Origin of the sequence: Paenibacillus agri (genome assembly GCF_013359945.1) — a bacterium.
Taxonomy (GTDB): domain Bacteria; phylum Bacillota; class Bacilli; order Paenibacillales; family Paenibacillaceae; genus Paenibacillus_AQ; species Paenibacillus_AQ agri.
In genome coordinates this window covers 42,683-63,885 of the sequence record NZ_JABWCS010000189.1, presented here as the reverse complement: position 1 = coordinate 63,885, position 21,203 = coordinate 42,683, and the positions used below count along the sequence as shown (strand labels likewise).

Sequence of the window (21,203 nt, the reverse complement as noted above, 5' to 3'; positions counted from 1 at the left end):
GCGCTGATCGAGTAGCTTCGGAGCAGCTTGAGTAACTTGGGCGCTGATCGTAGCTTCGGAGCAGCTTGAGTAACTTGGGCGCTGATCGAGTAGCTTCGGAGCAGCTTGAGTAACTTGGGCGCTGATCGTAGCTTCGGAGCAGCTTGAGTAGCTTGGACTCAGATCGTAACTTCGGAACAGCTTGAGTAACTTAGGCGCTGATCGAGTAGCTTCGGAGCAGCTTGGGTAACTTGGGCGCTGATCGAGTAGCTGCGGAGCAGCTTGAGTAACTTGGGCGCTGATCGAGTAGCTTCGGAGCAGCTTGAGTAACTTGGGCGCTGATCGAGTAGCTTCGGAACAGCTTGAGTAACTTAGGTGCTGATCGAGTAGCTTCAGAGCAGCTTGAGTAGCTTGGACTCAGATCGTAACTTCGGAACAGCTTGAGTAACTTAGGCGCTGATCGAGTAGGTTAGGCACAACTCGGGTGCACAGCTTTCATGCCTTCCTTATCTTCCTTTTCTCTCTTTCCTTACCTTGTCGTTCTTACCTTCCTTGCCTATCCCACTTTACTATCGCCAACTCCCCGCCTCCACTTATCCCTTCAGCGAGCCCACCATAACCCCCTTGACGAAAAAGCGCTGTACAAACGGATATACACATAGAATCGGGATCGTAGCCACCATTATCGTCGCGTATTTGATCGTCTCGCCGATCTGCTGACGGTCTCCGGCGCTGGCTCCGGCGGACATGCTGTCCGTGGAGTTGGCGATCAGGATTTCCCTCAGTACCAGCTGCAATGGGTACAGCTCCCGGCTCTTGATAAATACGGAGGCATAAAACCAGCCATTCCATTTATCTACCGCATAATACAGAATCATCACGGCGATGACCGGCATGGAAAGTGGAATAATAATCCGGAACAGGATGGTGAAATGGTTCGCCCCGTCGATTTTGGCCGACTCCTCCAAACTGTCAGGAATGCCCATAAAGGCCGTGCGCATAATGATCAGGTTGAACGTGCTGATGGCAAAAGGAATGATGGTTGACCAGAGCGAATCCAGCAGCCCCACCCCTTTGACGACAAGATACAATGGAATCAATCCGCCATTAAAAAACATCGTAAAAATAATCAGCACCATGAAGGCATTATTCCACAGCACGTTTTTGCGGGACAGTACATAAGCGCCCAGCGCGGTCATAACGAGGTTAACGGCAAGGCCGGCCACCACGATGAACATCGTATTGCGGTAACCGGTCAGGATGCCGGAGTTGGCCAGTACACTTTTATACGCATCAAAATTAATACCGAGCGGCCGCCACAGAATACCCTTATGTACCATCAGCTGCGCGGAGTCGCTAAAGGAGGCGAACAGCACGTACAGCAGCGGGTACAGTGTGACCACAACAAGAAAAGTCAGAAATACATAGATGCCTGCATAAAAAATTTTATCGAAAATAGAGCTTTCTTCCTTCATGGGTTTCACCTCACCACAAGCTGTTTTTGTTCACTTTGCGGCTTACATAATTCGCGGTAACCAGCAGCGCCAGATTGATCACTGAATTAAATAAACCTACGGCAGAGCTGTAGCTCCAGCCGAATTCAAGCAGACCCTTCCGGTAGACAAAGGACGATATGACATCGGCCGTCTCGTACGTGATCGGGTTGTAGAGCAGAATGATTTTCTCGAAGCCGACATTGAGCAGGTTGCCCATTCGCAGAATGAGCATGATGGAGATGGTCGGCAGAATCCCCGGCAACGTGATGTAAAACATCTGCTTCAGCCGGCTGGCACCGTCCATACGGGCCGCTTCATACTGCTCCACATCGATGCTCATCAGTGCTGCGATATAAATAATCGACTCCCAGCCGATCCGCTGCCAGATCTCTGACAGGATATAGATGGGCCGGAACAGCTCCGGCTTTTGCAGCATGGCCTGACCGTCATAGCCGAAATAAGTGAACAAAGTGTTGATAATGCCGTCTGCATTCGTGAAGTCGGTAATAATCCCGCAAATGACCACGAGTGAAATAAAATAAGGCATATAGGTAATCGTCTGCGCTACCCGCTTGAAGGATTTGCTGCGCACCTCGTTGATCAGAAGCGCCAGGATGATCGGTGCGGGAAACTCAAAGATCAGTGAATACAGGCTGATGACGATTGTATTTTTCAATATACGCCAGAAATAATAGCTGTTGAAAAAATCTTGAAAATGCTTTAGTCCGACCCAATCGCTGCCCAGAATCCCCTTCATAGGGGAATATTCCTTAAAGGCGATGAGCGCCCCGTACATCGGGGCATAGTGGAAGATCAGATAATATGCGACCACAGGAATCATCATGAGATAGAGATACTTATTGATCCGGAAGTCGCGGATAAAACGGTTAGTGCTTGCAGCAGATCCCAGCGCTTGCTTGCCCACTGCGGGTTGTGTTTTTGCCATATGGCTGTCTCACCTCTATCCAATTTGAGAGAGAGGGCAGGCACGCCCCCTCCTTCTTATCCTGATGATCTTAACGTGCTTTGTAACGATCCAGCGCGGCTTGCTGAATCGCAATAGCGCGGTCCAGATGTAGCGAATTCATTTTGTTCACATAGCTCTCGTACTGATCAATCGGCTCCTGACCCAAAATAATCTTCAGCGTCATCTCATCCACCAGCGTGTTGATATCATTCATGATCGTTGCGTATTCGGAGCTTTCCTCTGGTGTCGGTGTGATCGGCGGCAGGCTGTATTTGGCTGCGTCCGTGTTCTTCCAGATGCCTACTGCATCACGCTGAGTTTGCAGGGCAAAAAATTGCTCGGCATACCGTTTGTCCTGAATGAAAGGACCGTTATAGCTGCCGCGGGCATACATCGAAATGGCCTGTGCCGGAGCCAGCTTGTCAGGATTCTTCATCAGCAGATCGGTATATTTCGGATAACCGTCTTCCATGTTATAGCTGACGCCTTCCGTCCCAAAGTTAAAGAACAGCCGGCCTTCCTCGCTATAGCCGTAATCCAGCATTTCCACAGCCAGGACAGGATCCTTGGCAGAGGTCGAGATAGCGACCGTTCCTTCAGAAGCGTACGCCTGATGCTTTTGACCAAACTTCGGTGTTTCTCCCTTGTTCAAGACCGGATAAGGTGCAGCCACCAGCACGGCTTTCGGGTCATTACCCTCCACTAGCGGCTGCCATTTGCCAATCCCGCCGCCCGCATTACCTACGGATGCACCGGTTGCACCTGAGGCCATGTTGCCGTCCAAGGCCTTGGAATCGGCGGTTGCAATGTTCTTGTCGATCAGGCCATCGGCATACCACTGACGGAACAGCTTCAGGTATTCTTTGAATCCGCTTTCAGAAGGACCAAACTTAATCTTGCCATCCTCCTGATAGAAGCCACGCGTCACGCCGAAGGCGCCCAAGAAAGCACCGTTTCCGGATTCATTGAAGAACCGTGGTTTGCTTACGACTGCAAAAGGTGCTTTGGCGCCTTTCTTCTCCTTGAACGCTGTCAGTGTCTTCGTCCAGTCGTCGATGGTTTCTGGTACCGGCAGACCCAGTTCATCCAGCCAGTCCTGGCGGATAATCGGTCCCTGGAACACCCGCAGGAAATCGTCACCACGTACGAACGGGAAGGCATAATAACTGCCGCTGTCGGTCTTCACCATTTTGTCCACATCTGGATTGTCCTGCAGATATTTCTTCAGATTCGGTGCGTGCTTGTCGATCAGATCGTTCAGCTTCAGAATGTATCCGTCGTTAATCGCTTTCTCAGGCCCCCCTGGAAAGTCGCCCAAAAAGTTGTATTCAATCATATCCGGCAAATCACCGGAAGCCAGCATCACGTTCAGTGCTTCCTTCACCTGTCCGGTCGGCGGGGCGGTAAACTTAAGCGGTACTCCGGTTTGCTTTTGCCAATCTCTAAAAAAAGGAACATCTTCATGCGTCGCTGCAACCCCGATTAAGTTGCCGTTGATTTCTCCCCAATAGGTGAGCTTCTTGTCTGTCTTGATGGGATAGGTCACTGCTTTACTGCTTGTTTCCGTATCATTCGTTGACTCTGTGTTTTTGCTGTTCGTTGCCGTCTCTTCTTTGGAAGAACACGCGGCCAGCGACGTCCCCAGCATCATGAGAACCAGCACAGAAGATAACCATTTTTTCATTACATGACCTCCGCTACTTTAGGTTATGGTGGTGAGATGCATCTCTTCCACAGAATAATGAATATGGAGGGCTGGCGATATGGTCAAAAAATGAATTCGGATGGTGATTTTGAGCCGGGTCGATGGATGATTTGTGAAATAGAATGGGCAAAATCGGGGATCCAGCAAATACACACAACTTCAGAAACCATATTTTTCAAAAATATTCTGGTAAAAAAAATTATAATGTTCTTCTGGCGCTTATGGCGCTTCTTCTGCTCCACGCTAACAATGTTTCAACAGCAGGTGATTAGGCAACGGGCCTTAGCAAGTTCGGCAACACAGGCAATATCTGTTTCCAAACCGGTCTCACGCTAAGATTCCTTGATGTGCATTACACGGTTACCAGTGGTGGTCAGACCGGCGCATAGCACAATGTCGCCGTACTCAAAAATGCCGCAACCGGCCAATATGAACACACCATTCCTGCCTCGCTGGGGGCAAATGATGTGTTCAAGTATTCCTTCACCTACTTCGATGAAGCGACCAGGGAGCGACAGATACTCAGCAAGTATTTCTTTTAAGCGAATCTTTAATTTCATATGAAAATAATCCTCGACCATAATAACGTACTATTAACCGTACTAGCGCAGGGAAGCGTTATTGCTTCCTGCCATTGCTCTGCCGCAAGTACATTCAAGTCAATCAAATCCTGCATGTTCCTTTGTTCTTGAATCTTCTGACGGTAATAGAGTGCCGTCTTCTGTGGTAGCAGCGTTCCCTGCTGTATTCCTTCAACAACCCCCTGCACTTTCCGAGTAAATTTGAATAAGTCCATCAGAACTGTACATAGATACTTGCTGCTAAACTGCAGCGGGTGCTGAACCAACGTAGAAAGCGTTAGCTTCTCCTTTGGTGTATAAACAATCTCCATCCTCGTTCGTTCCCCCTTGATGTTCTGCTGCCCTTTCTCCAATAACTCCCGCTTCTTGTCATATGCCCGACAATAGCCATCCTCCTGACGCTGATGCTTCCCGTTGTAATAACGAGTTCCTTTGAATAGTCGTAGCTTTCGACCCGTCTTAGACATCGTGAATACGTCCTGAATAGGGGCAGGAATCTCATAAGCAACATCGCATCGCACGAACAGCACCCGCTTAGCATAGTCTCGAATTTGTTCGAGCCATTGACGGAAGTAGATTAGCGATTTCGGGTAGACTTCAATCCTCAACGTATTCTTCTATGTTCTCGGAGCATAAATCAACTTGTAGGAGGGGTACAGGAAGTGTTCTCCTGTATTGATTCTAATGCGATATTGAAATCCTCTTTCCCCCACCGTCATTCTGACCCCGTAGAAGTGGCATATAGGTTTATCGAACTCATTAAAGAAGTCCCAATGAACGCCTATGAAGTCAATGACAATGCGGTCAATGGATACAGTGACCCCCTTCATGTGCCGCCCCCTCCCGAATTTTTGATGAATCTCGGGCGTTATTAGAGAGCAGAAGTGGCTAGCCTTTAACAAATGACCTTCCCGTTGTAGAATATTCAGTTACGTCCTGACATTATAAAAGTGGGTCTATCCTTCTGATTAGTTGCGATGGATTTTAGAAAAAACCGTAGAAAACGAAGCTAACAAAAAACAGTCAACTATGGTGGTAACTAACCATAATCCCTGTTCGATGTATCGGCATAGCGTTATTTAGGTTACAAATTCAAGCATGGACTCGTTGATGTCCGTACAACAAATTCAAGAAATCTTTATACGGGTATTATATGGGTTAGATGTGTTATTGGTTGAATAATGAGTTCATTCGGCACTGGCCCCCTCTGCCTCGGAATAAAGCAAGACGGTTATCCATTGGATAACCGTCAATATCTTATAAGTCTTTGCTGACTAGATTCTACCTAATGCTCTATCAGCTTCTATTTGAAGTTGTATCATTCTAGTTCCCATGTATTTCTGTGCAGTCCCTAGAATCGATCTATAATTACCAATTATTTCCAATACCGTAAAAAAATGTTCTTTAAGTGAGCATCTTCGTCATTAGATACTTCTTCAAAATATTTAAAAATACTTTCTAACAAATTGATGTTTCTTTCCTCACTTAATAGTTTAATTATTTCAGGCATGAAGATGTCCTCAATTATGATAGTTTCTAGCACCTCGCCATAATTCGCGATTGATTTTCTATACGCATCGTCAGCTGACGGTAAGAAATCTAACATTATTCTCAAGAATTCTTCCGATTTTTTATTCATAACCACTTAACTCCTCTATTTAAACAGTCTTATTGCATTCCCTAAATCATCTCTTAAAGCATCAAGTATATCTAAGTCATTAAGACCAAGTTTCCCGGATTTCGCTAGATCATTTAACTGCTTTACCCGGTCCTTTGCTTTTTGTAGATGCGTTGAAGAGCCCTCGTAAAACTCTTTTCTTAGTACAGAAGCAGTTCCGCCATCTCCAACTGTTGCACCTGGTCTATAAAGTTCATTTACTATTTTTCTTAAATCTCCATTTTGAACAGCAGATAACAATTTTTCTCTAGTAGAACCAGTAAGTTCGGGCATTTTGTCTAAAAGATTAGTAACTTCATTTACAGTTTTACCCGTCCCCTATGTTGTAAAGCTAATCTATTGAAAAGTAACGGTGGTTGCTAGATATACTAGCGATACCACCTGTCAGCTTGCTTGTTTTTCAGTTTGCTCGGGGAGACGGAACGCTGTTTTGTGCTTCATCATGCCATAGATGATATTGACTAAACGTCGCATTACACAGACCAAGGCTTGTGTTGGCGTTTTGCCTTCTTCTTTCTTGCGGTTGAAGTATTCGTAAAAGAGCAGATTGCGTGGCTTTTTGCTGCCTTTTGAAACTTGCACTTGCTGGACAGCCAGATTGTAAAACAATCCATGCAACACTCGATTACCTTGTCTGCTTTTCAGGTTGACGTGCTTGCCGCCGGAACCCATTTTCACAGGAGCGATTCCAGCAAAACGAGCCAGCTTATCTGCACTAGCGAAGCGGTGTATGTCGCCTATTTCCTGATAGCCTTCACGTTCCTTGGTATTGCCACTTATACCTTCATCCTTGAAGATCGCTGCCAGTTGCCAGCCCTGACTTACGCAAAACGCTTCAATCTGCCTGACCTGTTCACTAATGGATGTGTTCTCCATCTGACTGTCCGAGGAGATACGCACATAGCCCACCCATTTCTTGACCTTCGTTTCCTTCATGTAAATGCCTCCTGTTTTTTGTAACACCATACGACCTTACGGAAGGCATTTACAACCCTCTTTATCCTTTTCGCCGCTCGTTAACCGTGATCGTGGTAAGGCATTTTTACATTCATTTTTAAATGCTATAACTTCTGCGCTAGTAAAAAGGAGCGAAACAAAGCGAATGCTCTGTCTGCTCCTGTCTTCATCGTTGCAACCTGTCTTTTCTGGCTTGCTCCAGAATCTCCACCAACTGGTCTAACGATCCGTCACTCTTCTGCTTCTGCATATCCCTGAGCTTACCGCTCTCCCGAATCAGTGCCGCGACATTCATCTGCACTTTGGTGATCGCATCTTCCATCGCTCTGATCTCGGCAGGGTCAGGCTTGTCCTTCTGTTCCTCCTGCTGAATACGTTGAAGCATTCGCCTAATGCGTAACTCTGAAAGCCGATACTCGCTATCCACCTGTACATTCGGGTCGGTTGAAACCTGATGGTACAATTCTCGCTCTTCCTCCGTTAGCGTATCTAGCCAGATCGTTTCGTACAGTCCGTGCTTCAAGGCGTTTTTGTTGCCCTTGAGCTTTGCCGGGTCTTTCGGTCCGGTTGATTTCCCTCCGTGCAATCGGCAGCGACCATTCGCTAATGCCTTCCTCTTGCAAGGTTCACCGCTCCTTGTCTTTGCTCCGCATGGATGTTTTTCCATTCTTTTCACCCCTAACCTCATTTCATGGGGTTCGTTTCCCTGACCAGGGGGAGGGCATCTTGCCTCCAAGCTGTTGATCTATCCATTTTCACAACATGCTTAACATTTTTACTCATCCGATTCTTCTAATGCTTTCCTACTCTCTGCTCTCAGTTTCTTATGCAACTGAAATGCCTCAAGCTGTTCTGTTTGAGCAATGAACGTAAAGCAGTCGAAGTACATATGTGTAAGTTCAGCTTTCGTTTCGATCTCGTGAAGTAGCAGTTCCCATAAGAATTCTTCATGTTTTGTCATTGTGCTATTTCCTCCTTCGACTGTCGTATTTGGTTGCTCTCGTGGTTTCGTGTCTGCTCCGGTAAAATGTCCTTGGTTGTACATCTGAATCGGTTCTCAGCCTATGAGCGTTGGGCTGCGTATGCTATGCTTTGGATTCCTGTGCCTTACGTTCCCAGTATCTGCGCTCGTACTCTCTTTGCTTCTCTCTGTTTTCAGGTTTTTGCCGCCATTTGCGCCGATACTCACGTTCGTATTGTTTTCTGTATTCTCGGCGTACTTCCAATGCTTCCGGACTCAATGACTTCATTAGCTTATCCCTCCAGTTCAGCTAACCTTTTCTTTTGAACAGCCAAGCATCTTGATGTTTCCTTCATTTCTTCTTCTGCTCGTCGTATCATTGCTACTGCTTCTTCCTTCACTTTTTCAAGCTCTGTTTGTTGTCGAGCCAACATATTTTCGTTATAGGCACTCTTCTCCTTCAACACATATGCTTCAATTTCAAGTTCATTCATGTTTTGAATCGCTTCTAACCTCTCATGATCGTCTAGCTGATCTGCGAATGAGGTCAATCTTTTTGCTTGGTCAAGCAACTGATTTACTTCTGTCATCACCTGTGCGTCGGTTCGTCCTGACTGTTCCAGCTTATCCGCTTGGTTTCTTAACTCTCTGGCTTGCTGGTAATGCTCCGCAATTTGTACCCTAATCGCTTCATACTCTGCTTGTGCCTGTGCAATTAATCCTGTTCCCTCTGCTACTGCCTGTACTTCTTTTGCCATTCGTTTCGTCCTCCTTTGATTTTGGGCATGCAAAAAAGCCCCTTCCTACTCATGGTTCAAGTGGGAAAGAGCTTTTGAAAGTTTATCAAGTGTTTGAATTGTTTAGTGTTTGGTTTGTTGGTTGTATTGTACGATCTTGTTGTTGGGGCTGTAAACCCGCAAGTTTTAATCTTTAACGCTCATCAAAATTATAACCACCTTTTCTTGGTAGCAAGTCTTCAAAATCGCACGATGCTATCGCTTTAAACTCAGCATTCCATAACTTTGTCAGCAAAATAGATATTTCTAATACATAGTTACGGTCATCCGCATCTTCTGTTGGTTCAATTTCAAGGTAGTACTTGTAATATAGAAAGCCATCATCCCCTTGATTTCTTTTGTCTTCATCGAAATCACCATTATTAAAAATAAATATTTCAGCTTGCTTCGTCAATATACTTGAACCGCTAATAGTACCTATAACAATGTTTGAGACTGTATCTAGCAACATCCCTTTATCGACATCGCTATCCACGAAAATTTTAGTAAATAAATCATATTTTTCTTCCAATGAAATCACCTCAGATCATTTGAGTGGTGTGAATGGGGGATTGTCAAAAGGTCCACCTATTTTAATAATTGAAATATCGACATCCATACCTAGCTCTTGTTGGAGTTGTTCTCTAAACTTGCTCAGTTTTGCTTCTCCTGATTGAATTTTCCCTGTTTCAATAGCATGAAGCATCGTTTTCTCCTTAGCAGACCCTGGATTAGGCGGCTTAACCTTACTAAAAGAGCTTTGTATTAATTCATCAAATTTCTCTGCTGGAACCCTAATAGCTATATCAATATCAGAAGTTGGTTTTGCTGTACCTTTTGCCCGGCTACCTTGAACAACTATATCGTCACTTATATGCCCTACTTTTTCTCGTATCATTGATGATGCTTTATCAAATTGTGCCTGTGTAAGTCCTTGCGGTACTTTGAGACCTTGTCCCGTCCCCTTAGTCGATACACCTTGAGCTTTTGGTGAAACATTGAATTTTGTAAATTTCCCTTCTTCACTTATTACGACTTCTTTAATTTGGCTTTTTGGAGTCAAACTTATTTGGCCGTTGCCCATTGCCTTCATGGCAACCAACCCCATAGCTTCCATAAAGCGAGGTCCAGCTACTTCCTGTCCATACAATTGCTCAGCCTCTGCAAATGACAGGCCCTTTTCCACGCCAAATTCATAAGCCGTCTGTATAACATCCACTGTACTAGGTTTGAGCAAAAATTTCCCTTTATCTACTTGCATTCCTGCATCTTTTAGTATTTTTTCAGTTGTATTGCCACCATTTGCTTTAATAGCATCTAGTATATAAGCTGCCTGTTTCATATCATTGAATTGGGCATTCTTGATAAACTTAAGCTCATTCTCTGTAAAAGCATAGGACATTGTGAGTGAAGAAGAAGCTGTTATTTTAATAATTTGTCCAGTATTAATACTTTTCTTTTGGGTAGAGGATGAGTTTACAGTAATACTCGTACGACTTATAGTTATCGTGCTTTGTGTACTCTTTTTTTCAGTATCTGTACCTTTTCCGTCTGGAGAAACCATAGCCGAAGTCGAGATACTTGGTAGTACTTTTATTCCTACTTTTTTCAGGGCGTTATCCCATTCATTGGAATTCGCATAACTTTTCCCTTGTGTTTTTGTAATAAATTCTGTTATTTGCTTGCCTTGAAACAGCAATGGAGTAACTACATCTTTCTCCTTAGCTGCTGCTGATCTGACTTGATTAGCTTGACCTTGTATCGCCTTTCTTTCTTCATTCGTTTGAGCTTTATAATATGCATTTGTAAGCGCGATAATTTGTGCTTGTGCTTGCACATTAAGCTTCTCATCACCGGCAGCCCAGTGTCCTGTAGGATCTAAAAACTGGATAGGATCATTATTGGCATACGTATAGAGGTTCAAGCTCAGAGGATCCTTCTCTTCTCCCCAATAAGTATCCTCAGTTAAGAAACGTCCAATGTTAGGATCATAATAACGAGCCCTTAGGTAATACAAGCCGGTCTCGGCATCAAAATGTTCACCGCCATAACGAATGGATTCCGAGTACACTTCGATCGTAAGTGTAGGATTACCAAACGCATCGTATTCGTATTGGTTCAGAACATTTCCGTTTGAAGTTACCGTTTGAACCACATCTCCATGCCCATTATAGAAATAATACGCAAGTTGATTCACTTGATCCATTCTAGCAATGTATTTGAGTCCCCGAATATAACGGGTACTTAATTTACCCGCAGCATCTGTTTCTAAGATGACATATTGTCGATCATAGCTGTAGCGGATTTCTTGAAGTGCACTGCCTCCTTTAGCGCTTTGGACCGTTTTCTTTGTACGAAGTCCGTCCCCATTATATTGGTAGTCTGTAATAACTCGATCTCCGGATTTTACCCTCACAGCCTTCTTTAATCGATTAAATCCATCATAAGACTGAGTTACTTTTTCGACCAAATTATTAATTTCCGCCTCATATGCCTCTCCCCCAGTTGTTTGATGCATATCGGCAACATGGGGCTGAATATAGCTAGTACGCTGACTAATTTCGTTACCATTTAGGTCATACAGATAATCAACGGATTTAAATAATACTTCTTTCCCATCTGTACTACTCATCCGTTCCTCAAACTTAATAAGCTGATTACTGGAAGTATATAAATATTCTGTCTTCTTCAGCTTGTACTCTATTGCTTTTTTGGTATCAGGATTGATGTAGCTACTTGGCTGAACAGAAGTATATGTTTCTAACATAGACTTTCGATTGCCTGCCCCATCATACGAATAAACCGTCGTTTTCCCAGGTGCTACCATTTCCTTAAGGCGCCCAGCCTTATCGTAATTATAAGCAGTTTTTCCATAGCTGTCCGTCTTAGATATCTGTTTGCCTGTATCATCATACGTATACATATAGCTAGATATTTCTGATCCATTTATACGCTTATTAACAAGGCTTTTCAGGCGATTATTCTTATCATAACCATATATTTCTTTTATTCCGCTCTCATACTGCACCGTAATTTGATTTCCAGATTTATCATAGGTGTAAAGTGTTTCTCTGTTGCTATCACCATAAATAACCTGCTCCATACGGCCTGCCTTATCATAACGGTAATTAGTAACAAAACCTGTCGCGTCGGTTAGCGCTTCTATGTTACCAGTATTGTCATAGGCATATATAGTCTCTACTTTACCGTCTTTCAAAACTTTTAATAGCTGGTTCTTCGAATTATAGGAATAAGTAGATACTCCACTTTCATCAACCATACGGATCTTATTACCAACTTCATCGTAATTGTATATTACTTGATCCGTTGAACCTAGTACCTTCATATTCGTCAATAAATTACGGTTGTCATAGTTGTAATCCGTGTGTTGTCCTGTACGATCAATCAATTTGGTTTTATTATGAGCTATGTCATATGAATAATGAATTGAATGTCCAGAGGCATCTGTTACAGATTGCAGAAGACCAAAAGCCCCATAAATGTATTGAGTTATCTTGCCTAAGCCGTCTTTCATTAAGATTTTATTACCAAGCCGGTCATAACTATAGTTGACTTCATTATCTTGGGCATCAATAACTTTAATTAGACGCCCCGCACTATCATATTCATACCGTAGGGCATTACCTAAAGCATCCGTTTGCTGCACCATATCACCTAGAGCATTGTAACGGTAGGAAGTAGTTACTACATTGCCTCCTTTGGCAGCTAATTCAGGCTCAATGAGAGAAACCATCCGATTGGCTAAATCATAACGGTACTGTATGCCATAGCGTTTTTCGTCTGTATCAGCCACTGCATATCCATTGCCCTCAATCTTTTTAATAACATTGCTGTTAGGGTCGTATATATTTTTACTTATAACAATATTATTGGGATCAATACTTAATACTAAGCGATTTAACTTGTCATAGGTATAAGAATTGGTATGGCCCTTAGCATTAGTTTCCGCTACTTTATTGCCGGCCAAATCGTATTTCCTTTTTATCTCCTTGCCTTCAGGATCGGTTGTGACCGCTAGACGATTTACTACATCATAGGAAAATCTGGTAATGAATCCTCTCTCATCTCTCTGAGATATCTTGTTACCTGCTTCATCATATCCGTATTGATTGTAGATCTCTTTCGTACCTTGCATGCGGATAATTTTATCCGGTCGATTTAAAACATCATAAGTGAAGATCTTTGTGTAGTTTTTCCTGTTGGCGGTATCAGTGTCCAAAAATGCATACGCCCTTGGATCCGTTTCCTCAGTTAAGTTTCCAAGTATATCGTAGTTATAACCGGTTATTTCGCTAATTTTGCCTGGGAAATCCGGATCTTTAAGATTAGACAAATTTGATAAACTGGACACATTCGTTATGCTTGTCTCATCCAACCACGCTATTCTTTTTAGCATCCGATTCTGGGAATCATACTCGTATTGTTCCACATCCGTCAGATTAGAATCTCTTAACTTTTCAGAACGGACTAAATTCCCATTTTTATCATATTCATTAAAAGTATTAGCTCCACTGTTATCTATGACACTTTTCACAAGATTATTGTCATAATAAACATATGTTAAATTTCTCTTAGCAGGATCATCTTTTGATCCTGTCAATGTTTTTTTCAACACATTCCCCGTAGCATCGTAGCTATAGCTCTCCAAAGCATATAGAACATTTTTGCTACCATCGAGATCTAACGGGATTTTTTTCTCTATTAAACGATTTAGTTCATCATAATAATAAAGTGTTGCGCTCCCTCGCTTATCTTTAATTGACACTAAGTTCCCAGCAGGATCATATTTATATTCCTCTGTGTATCCATTCGCATCTTTGATACTTTTTTGTTTGCCGAAGGCATTATGGCTGAATGTTGTAACAGCACCTAGTTGATTAGTCTCAGACGTCTTTCTGCCCAGTTTGTCATAGATATAACTGACCACTCCACCATCTGCATATGCAATTCTGTTAACAGAACCATCTGGATTCATCTCATAAGTAGTACTATTACCTCGCTCATCCGTTTGCTTTACTAGATGTCCCAATACATTATATTCGTAAAGTTTTATGTTTCCCAAAGCGTTGATTTCTTTACTCAGTCTGCCTAGTCCATCATAAGAGTATGTTGTTCCCTTGGATGCCTCAATGCTGCCTGAATATCTTAATCCATCAACGACTTTTATGATTTTGCCCATACCGTCATATTGGAAATATTCCAGACCTGTTCCTTCAGGGGATACCTTAGAAACTTGCCGATCCATAGCATCATAGGTATACGAAATCCCCAGCATCTCCTGTGCTGGCTGAACGCTATTCTTTTCACTCCTATTCTGATTAGGAGAAATCTCTTTAACCAGATTACCCTTTTGATCATACACATATCGTGTAACAGCCCGTTCCCCATCTCCAAAAGGAAGGTCCCTGTTTACAATACGATTCATAGCATCATATTGATAACGGGATACGACGCCCTTTGGATTGGTCTCGGTAACTAAATTACCATTGGAGTCATATTCGTATAAAGTTTCCCCTTTTTTAGCATCTGTTTTTTTAACCGTTCGCTTGTCGAAATCATATTCATAATTCATCTTACTTTCTTTAGCATCTGTTACAGTTTTCAACTGATCATTTTTGAAATATGAGTAACTTGTTATTGACTGCAATCGATCTACATACTCATTGTCAAATACTGCTTTAGCTAAGTACTCCGAACTAATGTCAGAGGTCTTGACCAGTAAAACATTTTTTGTAAGCCTTGATCTGGAGTCATAACTATTTCTTGAAATATCATAATAGCTATCGTTTACCTTCTGATAGGAAGTAATCACATTTCCTGCTCGATCAAACTCTTGTTTTTTTTCTCTTCCAAACGGACCTTTAACCTGAACAAGCCTACCTGCTTTATCAAAAACTTGTTCTGTACGGTCATTTGCACTGACCTCTTTTGAAGAACCATCTGACTTAGAAACTGTAATAAGAAATGTTTCTTTAGCTATACTGCGCCCAGCCTCGTCATACTCCAAACGAGATAGCCCATAAGTCGTATTTAAGTTACTAGTTCCTATAAAAGCTTTTTCTGATATCTTATTTCCAGCCATATCATAAGCGTAATACGTTGAATCCCCATTTTTATTTATATGTTCTAATAGCTCTCCTTTGTTGGAATAACGATATGTTTCATGCGTCTTATCAGGATATTCCACTAGATAGGGTTTTCCAAATATATTGTTGTATGATTTGGTCTCTTGACCTTTTTGATCCTTATCTACAAGAATCCATTTACCGGTAAGATCGTACTCTTTTGTAGTACTGGTTCCATCAGGATACGTGACTCTTTTAATCCTGCCTCCCAAATCATAGGAGTACTTCGTAATTCCCTTCAAGCCATCAGTAATACTTAGCACATTTCCAGATCCATCATAGGTTACTTGCTTTGTGAAGTGGCTAGTCCCATTTTGCTTGTTGTCATGAGCAGTCTGAGCTGATATCTGCTCGATAGGTTTATTAAGAACATTATAATGATACTCCGTTCCAATAGATTGGCCAGGATCTTCAGCGTTATAACCCTCACCATCAATTTGTTGTATTACATTATTTCTGCCGTCATAAATCTTAAACTCAATAACTTCACTCTCAGACCCGTTAAAGGAAATTGTTTTGATTAATCTATACTTTGAGTCGTATTCATAAACGATACCTGGCGCTTGATCTATCGATAGATTATAGTAACGAGGGTCAACCATCTTAATTGGGTTACCTTTTATATCATATTTATATCGCGTGCTATATCCAAGTGCATCTGTTACTACAGTTTTATATCCCAGACCATCGTACGCATAAGACGTTGTCCGCTCCGTTCCCGATATAGCAGATGTCTCGGCAATCAAGTTACCCACTTTATCATATTGGAACCGTTTTATCTTCGAGCCCTTAGCATTAAACGGTGAAGTAGTAGAAATAACCTGGTTTCTGTAATTATAAACATTCTCCTCAGTGTCGTAGCCTGAACCGTTGTAAATCTGTTTTTTTAACAGGTTTCCCGCGAGATCATATTCATTTCTTGTCTCATACTTGCCTCTTTCAATTTGTTTTCCATCTGCCTGCTTCTCTCTGGCTGCGCCAGCTTCCAGGGTGAGGCGTCCTGCATAATCATATTCAAAATTGCGTACAAGCAGACGGTTACCTGCAGAATCACCGTAATCGATAATCTTCAGTATATTTCCTTTGGCATCATAATCTGTATGTGTATGAGTAGTTGAAGTCGCGTCTAGTCTGTTATATTGATCTGTAACCCGATTTAACCCATCATACGCAAATGTAACAATAGAAGAGTCACGATTGGCTCCATTTGAGAACAAACCTACTGTATTTTTGACAGGATTTTGGCCACCATCATACTCTATCTGTGTATAGAAGTAGTCTTCTGAGCCGGATTGATAGACCCTCTGTACAGTGTTATTTCCGAAGTCATCATAAATCCACTCCGTAATTTTCCCTTCAGGAGCTTTTTCGGAAACTCTCTGATCCAAGTTGTTATACGCATACTCTGTTGTATTACCCAATGCATCGGTTTCACTAGTTTTCCGACCTTGGGTATCATAAGTGTATTGAATAGTATGTTTGGCCTCATCTGTCTCTATCAGAATATTCCCGGCATAATCATAAGTGTTAGTTGAAACGTAAAACTTCTGACGATCAGGCGTAACCTCTTCCTTTATCAATCTGTCCAAGATGTCATAATTGTATTTCTTGGCATATCCTTCTTCATCAGTGATCGTCATTAATAAAGGAACTTCAGGCGAACTGCCAATCTGGTAGTCAATCTTCAAAGTGCCCTTGATCGTTTTGTCATTCTCATACGAAGATTTCTCAATAATTTGCTGATTAGTATCATAAGTAAAACGTGTGCTGTGCCCATTCGCATCTATTTTCTTAATTAAGTTTCCAAAAGAATCATACTCCATGCTTTCAAGGTTGTTCCATTTCCCCTGATTTAGAACCTTGGAGTTTAGCAAGCTGCCTTTTATGTCATACTCATAGAGGAATTTAGATTGATTGACATCGGTGTATAAGATTTTAAAATTGGCAAAGGCATTATTCTGATATTGATATTCCTGCACAGCTTGATCAGGTTTAGTATTCTTAACTACTCTGCCCAGTACATCGTATTGATACGAGGTTTTATTGCCTCTCGGGTCAATTTCACTGAGGAGATTACCGGTCTGAAAATCATACGCATAGGTTTTGGCATAAGTTTTCCCTCCGGACTGGCGGTATTCCTTGGTAAGATAAGCTCCCTTGGTATCCAAACCATTGGCATCTGTGCCATATTCAAACCATGTTACAAAATCCTGCGCCTTGTCGTGAACTGTTTTCTGGATTAAGTTCCCAAAACTATCGTACGCAAAATCGGTGTTAATCCAAGAATTAATACCATCATTCCCAGATTTGCTCTCCTTAATGACATTGCCCTTCTCATCCAAGGAATAGTTAATTTGAGCTGTTGTGTTCTTATCTTGCTTCCAGGTCTTCTGAGTCAAAATATGAAATTTATTAATATCATAGGTATAAAGGACGGAATGTTCATTATTTACAGGGTATCCGCTAGCATCCCGCTCTGCATCTGGCCCCGTATAATTGGTCATATTCCCATATTCATCATAGCGGAAGTTCTCGATTTTTTTCACATTGTTGTTTGAAGGCTGTCCGTTCGTCACTTGATACTTTACGCTCTCCTGCTTCTTGATCAGCTTCATCTCATCATGTTCGCTCTTAACAACCTCTTTATGATCACGGCCCTGTTTCTCAGTCAGAATGAGTTCCTGATTGCCGTTATATGTGAACCGTGTGCTACTGCCGTTGACATCAGTAATTTGGGTATAGTATCTGTAGGTTTCCTTAAGGTAGGCTTCATCATTTCCTTTATAATCAGTTACGCCGTAACCATCTGCTTCATTGGTGTAGGTGTATGTGATTTTGTCTGTAGTGTCTACAATGAACTTGTCCAAAAAATTGGACGGAGCAGGATCAAATCCTTTCTTCACAAGAGACTTGCTCTCAAAAATCTTTCGGTACTGCATGCTGCCTTCATTAAGACGCTTAGTATACGTGTTGTATACATAACGCTTCATACTGTTATTCTTCACATCATCGACCAGTACCAGATTCTCATATCGGTTGTATGCAGAGTAGCTGGTGTTGTTGAAATAAGTAAACCCAAGATCCGGCTGCTCGTACCATAGTAAGTATTTGGGTTTGGAATCCGTATCAAATACCCGTTGAAGCCGGGTACGAATAACATGCTTAGACGGGCTGACCAAGACGGCTGATTTGTCATAAATCATGCTCTTATCTCCAGGAAGATGCAGGATCACCTGAAATTTTCCTTTTAAATCCCCTGAATCGTTATTGTTTGGATTCCCTGAAGTCTTATAGTAATCTTCTGCTCCATACGAAGTCTGATTATCGATAGGACCCACAGTGTAATTGGCATCCTCTACATATTCGATAGTGGATACCCGGCCGACCGAGTCAGTTATTTTGGAGATTAACTTCTTAGTGATAGATTCGCCCTCAATCTTATAGGTATGAGTAGCATACTCGAAACGAATCGTATTACCATAGCGATCCACAATCCCCAGAATGCGGCCATCTTCAGCAAAATACGTTTTTTTTCCGTCCTTTCCAGCCATTACGTATTTGGAAGTTCCATCTGTCTGACCATTCGAGTATACGGCTGACTCTCTGACCACAACATCCTTTACGGTCTGTCCTTCCGGCAAATACCCAAAGGAGCCATCAACGTAATTTCCTTTTAGACGATACACGTCACCACTTTCCGTATGCAAGAATTTATGGCTAGATCCATCGGAATTTGTTTTTATTTCCATACTAGGAAAAGAGAATCGCATGCCAATCCCAAGATTGTAACGGTCCTCATAAAAAGATGTAGTTCTGTTGTTAGATCTGGCTTTATCCACCCATGCCCCATCTATGTATTCAACTTCCATTTCCTGAACACTGGCTGCAGCATTCTTATAAATGCGTTTAAATATCAAATCAAGACCGTTGCGGCCAGGCAGAACATAATCTGTCTGGGTAATTGTCAGTGATCCGCTCTGCGGACTGATATCATCAATGGTCTCATTCGTTCTCAAATAGACCGGTGAAAGCATAGTATTATACTTCTGCTTAGGTCCAACCAGATTATTTAATTGTTCCTGAAGAGTCTCTGCATGTACTGCCGGCAGACATAAAATCATCAAGAAAAAAGATGCGATTGATATACGAATAATTGCCTTCACAAAGCTACCTCCATCTGCCGTTCGAATTATTCACCATATTTGCTAATATAACTCTCTGCCAAGATCAGCTCTTCGGAAAATCCATGCTGAATCTTGCCAATAACAATCTCCGGAGCTTCACCCACTCTTTGTGCCAGAACGAAAGCTCGGGTGATCTGCTGTTCTTTTAATTTTCCACCCTGCATATATTTATGTATTTCTTCACTTGTTATCCGAACTCTTGGAAATGGACTTCCGCTATTTAAAATGTTCTCACGGGAAAAAATAGAACCCCAATCCCCAGTCGTATTTTTTTCATTAATTAGATCATTGAACGGCTTCCCGCTTACAAAAGATAGCCGATCGCTAATCATAATGTCGTCTGGTGTAACATTCTGGATGTTCATTAATCGCTCCAGCTCTTCTGAATCAAAATTCCGGGGTTCAAATTCCGGATGTTTTTTATTATATTTTATAAAAATCTTATCCCAGCTTTCGCCCGAAGCTTTAGAGGCAAGAAGTTCCTCCCACTCGCTGACACTTCCATAATTATGATAGAGAAAATCGTAAGCAATGCAGATATCCGCTACATTGTATCCCTCTGAAATCAGCTTTTCTATTTTCTGTTGGTAGACCTCTTGAACCTTAAACTCTTTCAGAAATTGTTCAAATGTTACCTTAGTAATCTTAGACTGAAGTTTTTTCAAATCGATTTCCTCGTACTTAGAATCTAGCGCACTCTCGTCATGATTATTCTGAACAGCTGCTACTTTAGTGTAAGCAAACACCCCTGCCTGAAAAACGAGTGCCAGAATCATAATGAGTACTGTCATTTGAATCACTTTACGTTTATGCATCCTCATGAACTCCTCTATCTATGGTTGGGGTTAATATCCTGAATTTCTTGCCTAATAGCTTCAGCCGGATTTTGTGGCATGACGTCCTTTACCGTTGGTGGCTTAATATCAGGAAGCGGTGATTCTTTCTCTTGATCTGGTAAAATGGATTCGGCGAATGGCTTTAGATTCTCATCATCTTTAACAGACTTCTCATCAACTTGCTGGAGTTGATCCAGCATAGCCTTCTCGAGCTTTTCCATCGTGATAATTTGACTATCTTTAAGTCCCGCTGTCTGCTGCTCCTTATTCTTCTGATATAGTTTCTTATCCTTGATGTATTCTTCCAGATTTAAATCAGCTTGCAAAGAGAGCAGATATTCGTTCATCACCGCTCCCATAGACCCAAATTCCTGTTCTAACTTAAGCATCAGCTTCACAGCCTGTATCTCGCTGAAATCCCCTCTTATTTTCTCATATGCAGCCTCAGTCTCAGTTTCATCAGACTGTTCACGCCCTATTTCTGCAGAAGGTTTCAGGATGGCAGTGGAATTGCCATCCTTTACTTCCTGAAGCTGCATCATGACTCTTTCGGCTAATAACTTAGCTTCCATAATCTCATCATCCTGATAACCTTCTTCACGAAGCTGGTTCATGGCTTCTTCTCCCAGACCAGCTTCATTCAACAAGGCACTCCGACTTAATTTGTCTTCATCGCTGTTTATAGGAGCTTTCTTTTTCAGCCTTTCCGACACCTCATTCCATGAGTACCCTGTGTTTTTAAGCTTCATAATCTGACTAACTTCTACCCCGGTAAGATTGGACAAATCTGCTGCAATCTGTTCATCTTGTTGAGTTGCACTCACTGTGTCATGCTTAATCTTAGGAAGCGTTATAATTAATGCTTCTGAGACTAACGCAATGATAATGGCAATAGAAATGTATTTAATACTTCGTTTTCGAATCATAATGTTCTCCT

The 21,203-nt window shown here is 42.2% G+C and carries 16 protein-coding genes and 2 pseudogenes; all 18 read right to left on the bottom strand.

Annotated features, from left to right (window positions below; genetic code table 11):
* Window positions 1-572 precede the first annotated feature (572 nt).
* Window positions 573-1,454, bottom strand: coding sequence for a carbohydrate ABC transporter permease (locus tag HPT30_RS04450; protein ID WP_175370271.1), 882 nt, complete (start codon window positions 1,452-1,454; stop codon window positions 573-575).
* Between the two features lie 10 nt (window positions 1,455-1,464).
* Window positions 1,465-2,421, bottom strand: a complete 957-nt coding sequence (locus HPT30_RS04445; protein WP_175370270.1) for an ABC transporter permease — start codon at window positions 2,419-2,421, stop codon at window positions 1,465-1,467.
* A 70-nt stretch (window positions 2,422-2,491) separates the two neighbouring features.
* A complete protein-coding gene (locus tag HPT30_RS04440; protein WP_175370269.1) occupies window positions 2,492-4,126 on the bottom strand; it encodes a type 2 periplasmic-binding domain-containing protein in 1,635 nt (544 codons plus the stop codon).
* A 353-nt stretch (window positions 4,127-4,479) separates the two neighbouring features.
* Window positions 4,480-4,707 carry a hypothetical protein gene (locus HPT30_RS04435; RefSeq protein WP_175370268.1) on the bottom strand — a complete coding sequence of 76 codons (228 nt, stop codon included), beginning with the start codon at window positions 4,705-4,707 and terminating at the stop codon, window positions 4,480-4,482.
* The gene (locus tag HPT30_RS04430; protein WP_175370267.1) at window positions 4,704-5,336 is read right to left on the bottom strand and encodes a hypothetical protein; all 633 of its coding nucleotides are present in this window, start codon (window positions 5,334-5,336) and stop codon (window positions 4,704-4,706) included. Before HPT30_RS04430 ends, HPT30_RS04435 begins: the two co-directional genes overlap by 4 nt.
* A 9-nt stretch (window positions 5,337-5,345) precedes the next feature.
* Window positions 5,346-5,558 (bottom strand): hypothetical protein, encoded by a 213-nt coding sequence (locus HPT30_RS04425; protein WP_175370266.1) that lies wholly within the window; start codon window positions 5,556-5,558, stop codon window positions 5,346-5,348.
* 545 nt (window positions 5,559-6,103) lie between these two features.
* Window positions 6,104-6,367 (bottom strand): DUF7674 family protein, encoded by a 264-nt coding sequence (locus HPT30_RS04420; RefSeq protein WP_246316928.1) that lies wholly within the window; start codon window positions 6,365-6,367, stop codon window positions 6,104-6,106.
* Window positions 6,368-6,382: 15 nt separating this feature from the next.
* Window positions 6,383-6,679, bottom strand: a complete 297-nt coding sequence (locus tag HPT30_RS04415) for a hypothetical protein (RefSeq protein WP_246316927.1) — start codon at window positions 6,677-6,679, stop codon at window positions 6,383-6,385.
* A gap of 111 nt (window positions 6,680-6,790) precedes the next feature.
* Window positions 6,791-7,150, bottom strand: a pseudogene (locus HPT30_RS04410) (transposase); the annotation flags it as partial.
* 6 nt (window positions 7,151-7,156) lie between these two features.
* Window positions 7,157-7,342 (bottom strand): annotated as a pseudogene (locus HPT30_RS30345) (recombinase family protein); the annotation flags it as partial.
* 187 nt (window positions 7,343-7,529) lie between these two features.
* Window positions 7,530-8,030 carry an HGGxSTG domain-containing protein gene (locus HPT30_RS04400; protein WP_175370265.1) on the bottom strand — a complete coding sequence of 167 codons (501 nt, stop codon included), beginning with the start codon at window positions 8,028-8,030 and terminating at the stop codon, window positions 7,530-7,532.
* Between the two features lie 108 nt (window positions 8,031-8,138).
* Window positions 8,139-8,324 carry a hypothetical protein gene (locus HPT30_RS04395; RefSeq protein WP_175370264.1) on the bottom strand — a complete coding sequence of 62 codons (186 nt, stop codon included), beginning with the start codon at window positions 8,322-8,324 and terminating at the stop codon, window positions 8,139-8,141.
* 124 nt (window positions 8,325-8,448) lie between these two features.
* Window positions 8,449-8,613: a hypothetical protein gene (locus HPT30_RS04390; protein WP_175370263.1), complete on the bottom strand. Its 165-nt coding sequence runs from the start codon at window positions 8,611-8,613 to the stop codon at window positions 8,449-8,451.
* A 4-nt stretch (window positions 8,614-8,617) separates the two neighbouring features.
* Window positions 8,618-9,082, bottom strand: a complete 465-nt coding sequence (locus HPT30_RS04385) for a hypothetical protein (RefSeq protein WP_175370262.1) — start codon at window positions 9,080-9,082, stop codon at window positions 8,618-8,620.
* Between the two features lie 172 nt (window positions 9,083-9,254).
* Entirely contained in the window at window positions 9,255-9,632 is a 378-nt protein-coding gene (locus HPT30_RS04380) for a 1,4-dihydroxy-6-naphthoate synthase (RefSeq protein WP_175370261.1), read from the bottom strand.
* Window positions 9,633-9,647: 15 nt separating this feature from the next.
* Complete coding sequence (locus HPT30_RS04375) at window positions 9,648-19,409, bottom strand: RHS repeat-associated core domain-containing protein (protein ID WP_175370260.1); 9,762 nt, start codon at window positions 19,407-19,409, stop codon at window positions 9,648-9,650.
* A 26-nt stretch (window positions 19,410-19,435) separates the two neighbouring features.
* Window positions 19,436-20,245 carry a hypothetical protein gene (locus HPT30_RS04370; protein WP_175370259.1) on the bottom strand — a complete coding sequence of 270 codons (810 nt, stop codon included), beginning with the start codon at window positions 20,243-20,245 and terminating at the stop codon, window positions 19,436-19,438.
* Between the two features lie 14 nt (window positions 20,246-20,259).
* Window positions 20,260-21,192 (bottom strand): hypothetical protein, encoded by a 933-nt coding sequence (locus tag HPT30_RS04365; RefSeq protein WP_175370258.1) that lies wholly within the window; start codon window positions 21,190-21,192, stop codon window positions 20,260-20,262.
* Window positions 21,193-21,203 lie beyond the last annotated feature (11 nt).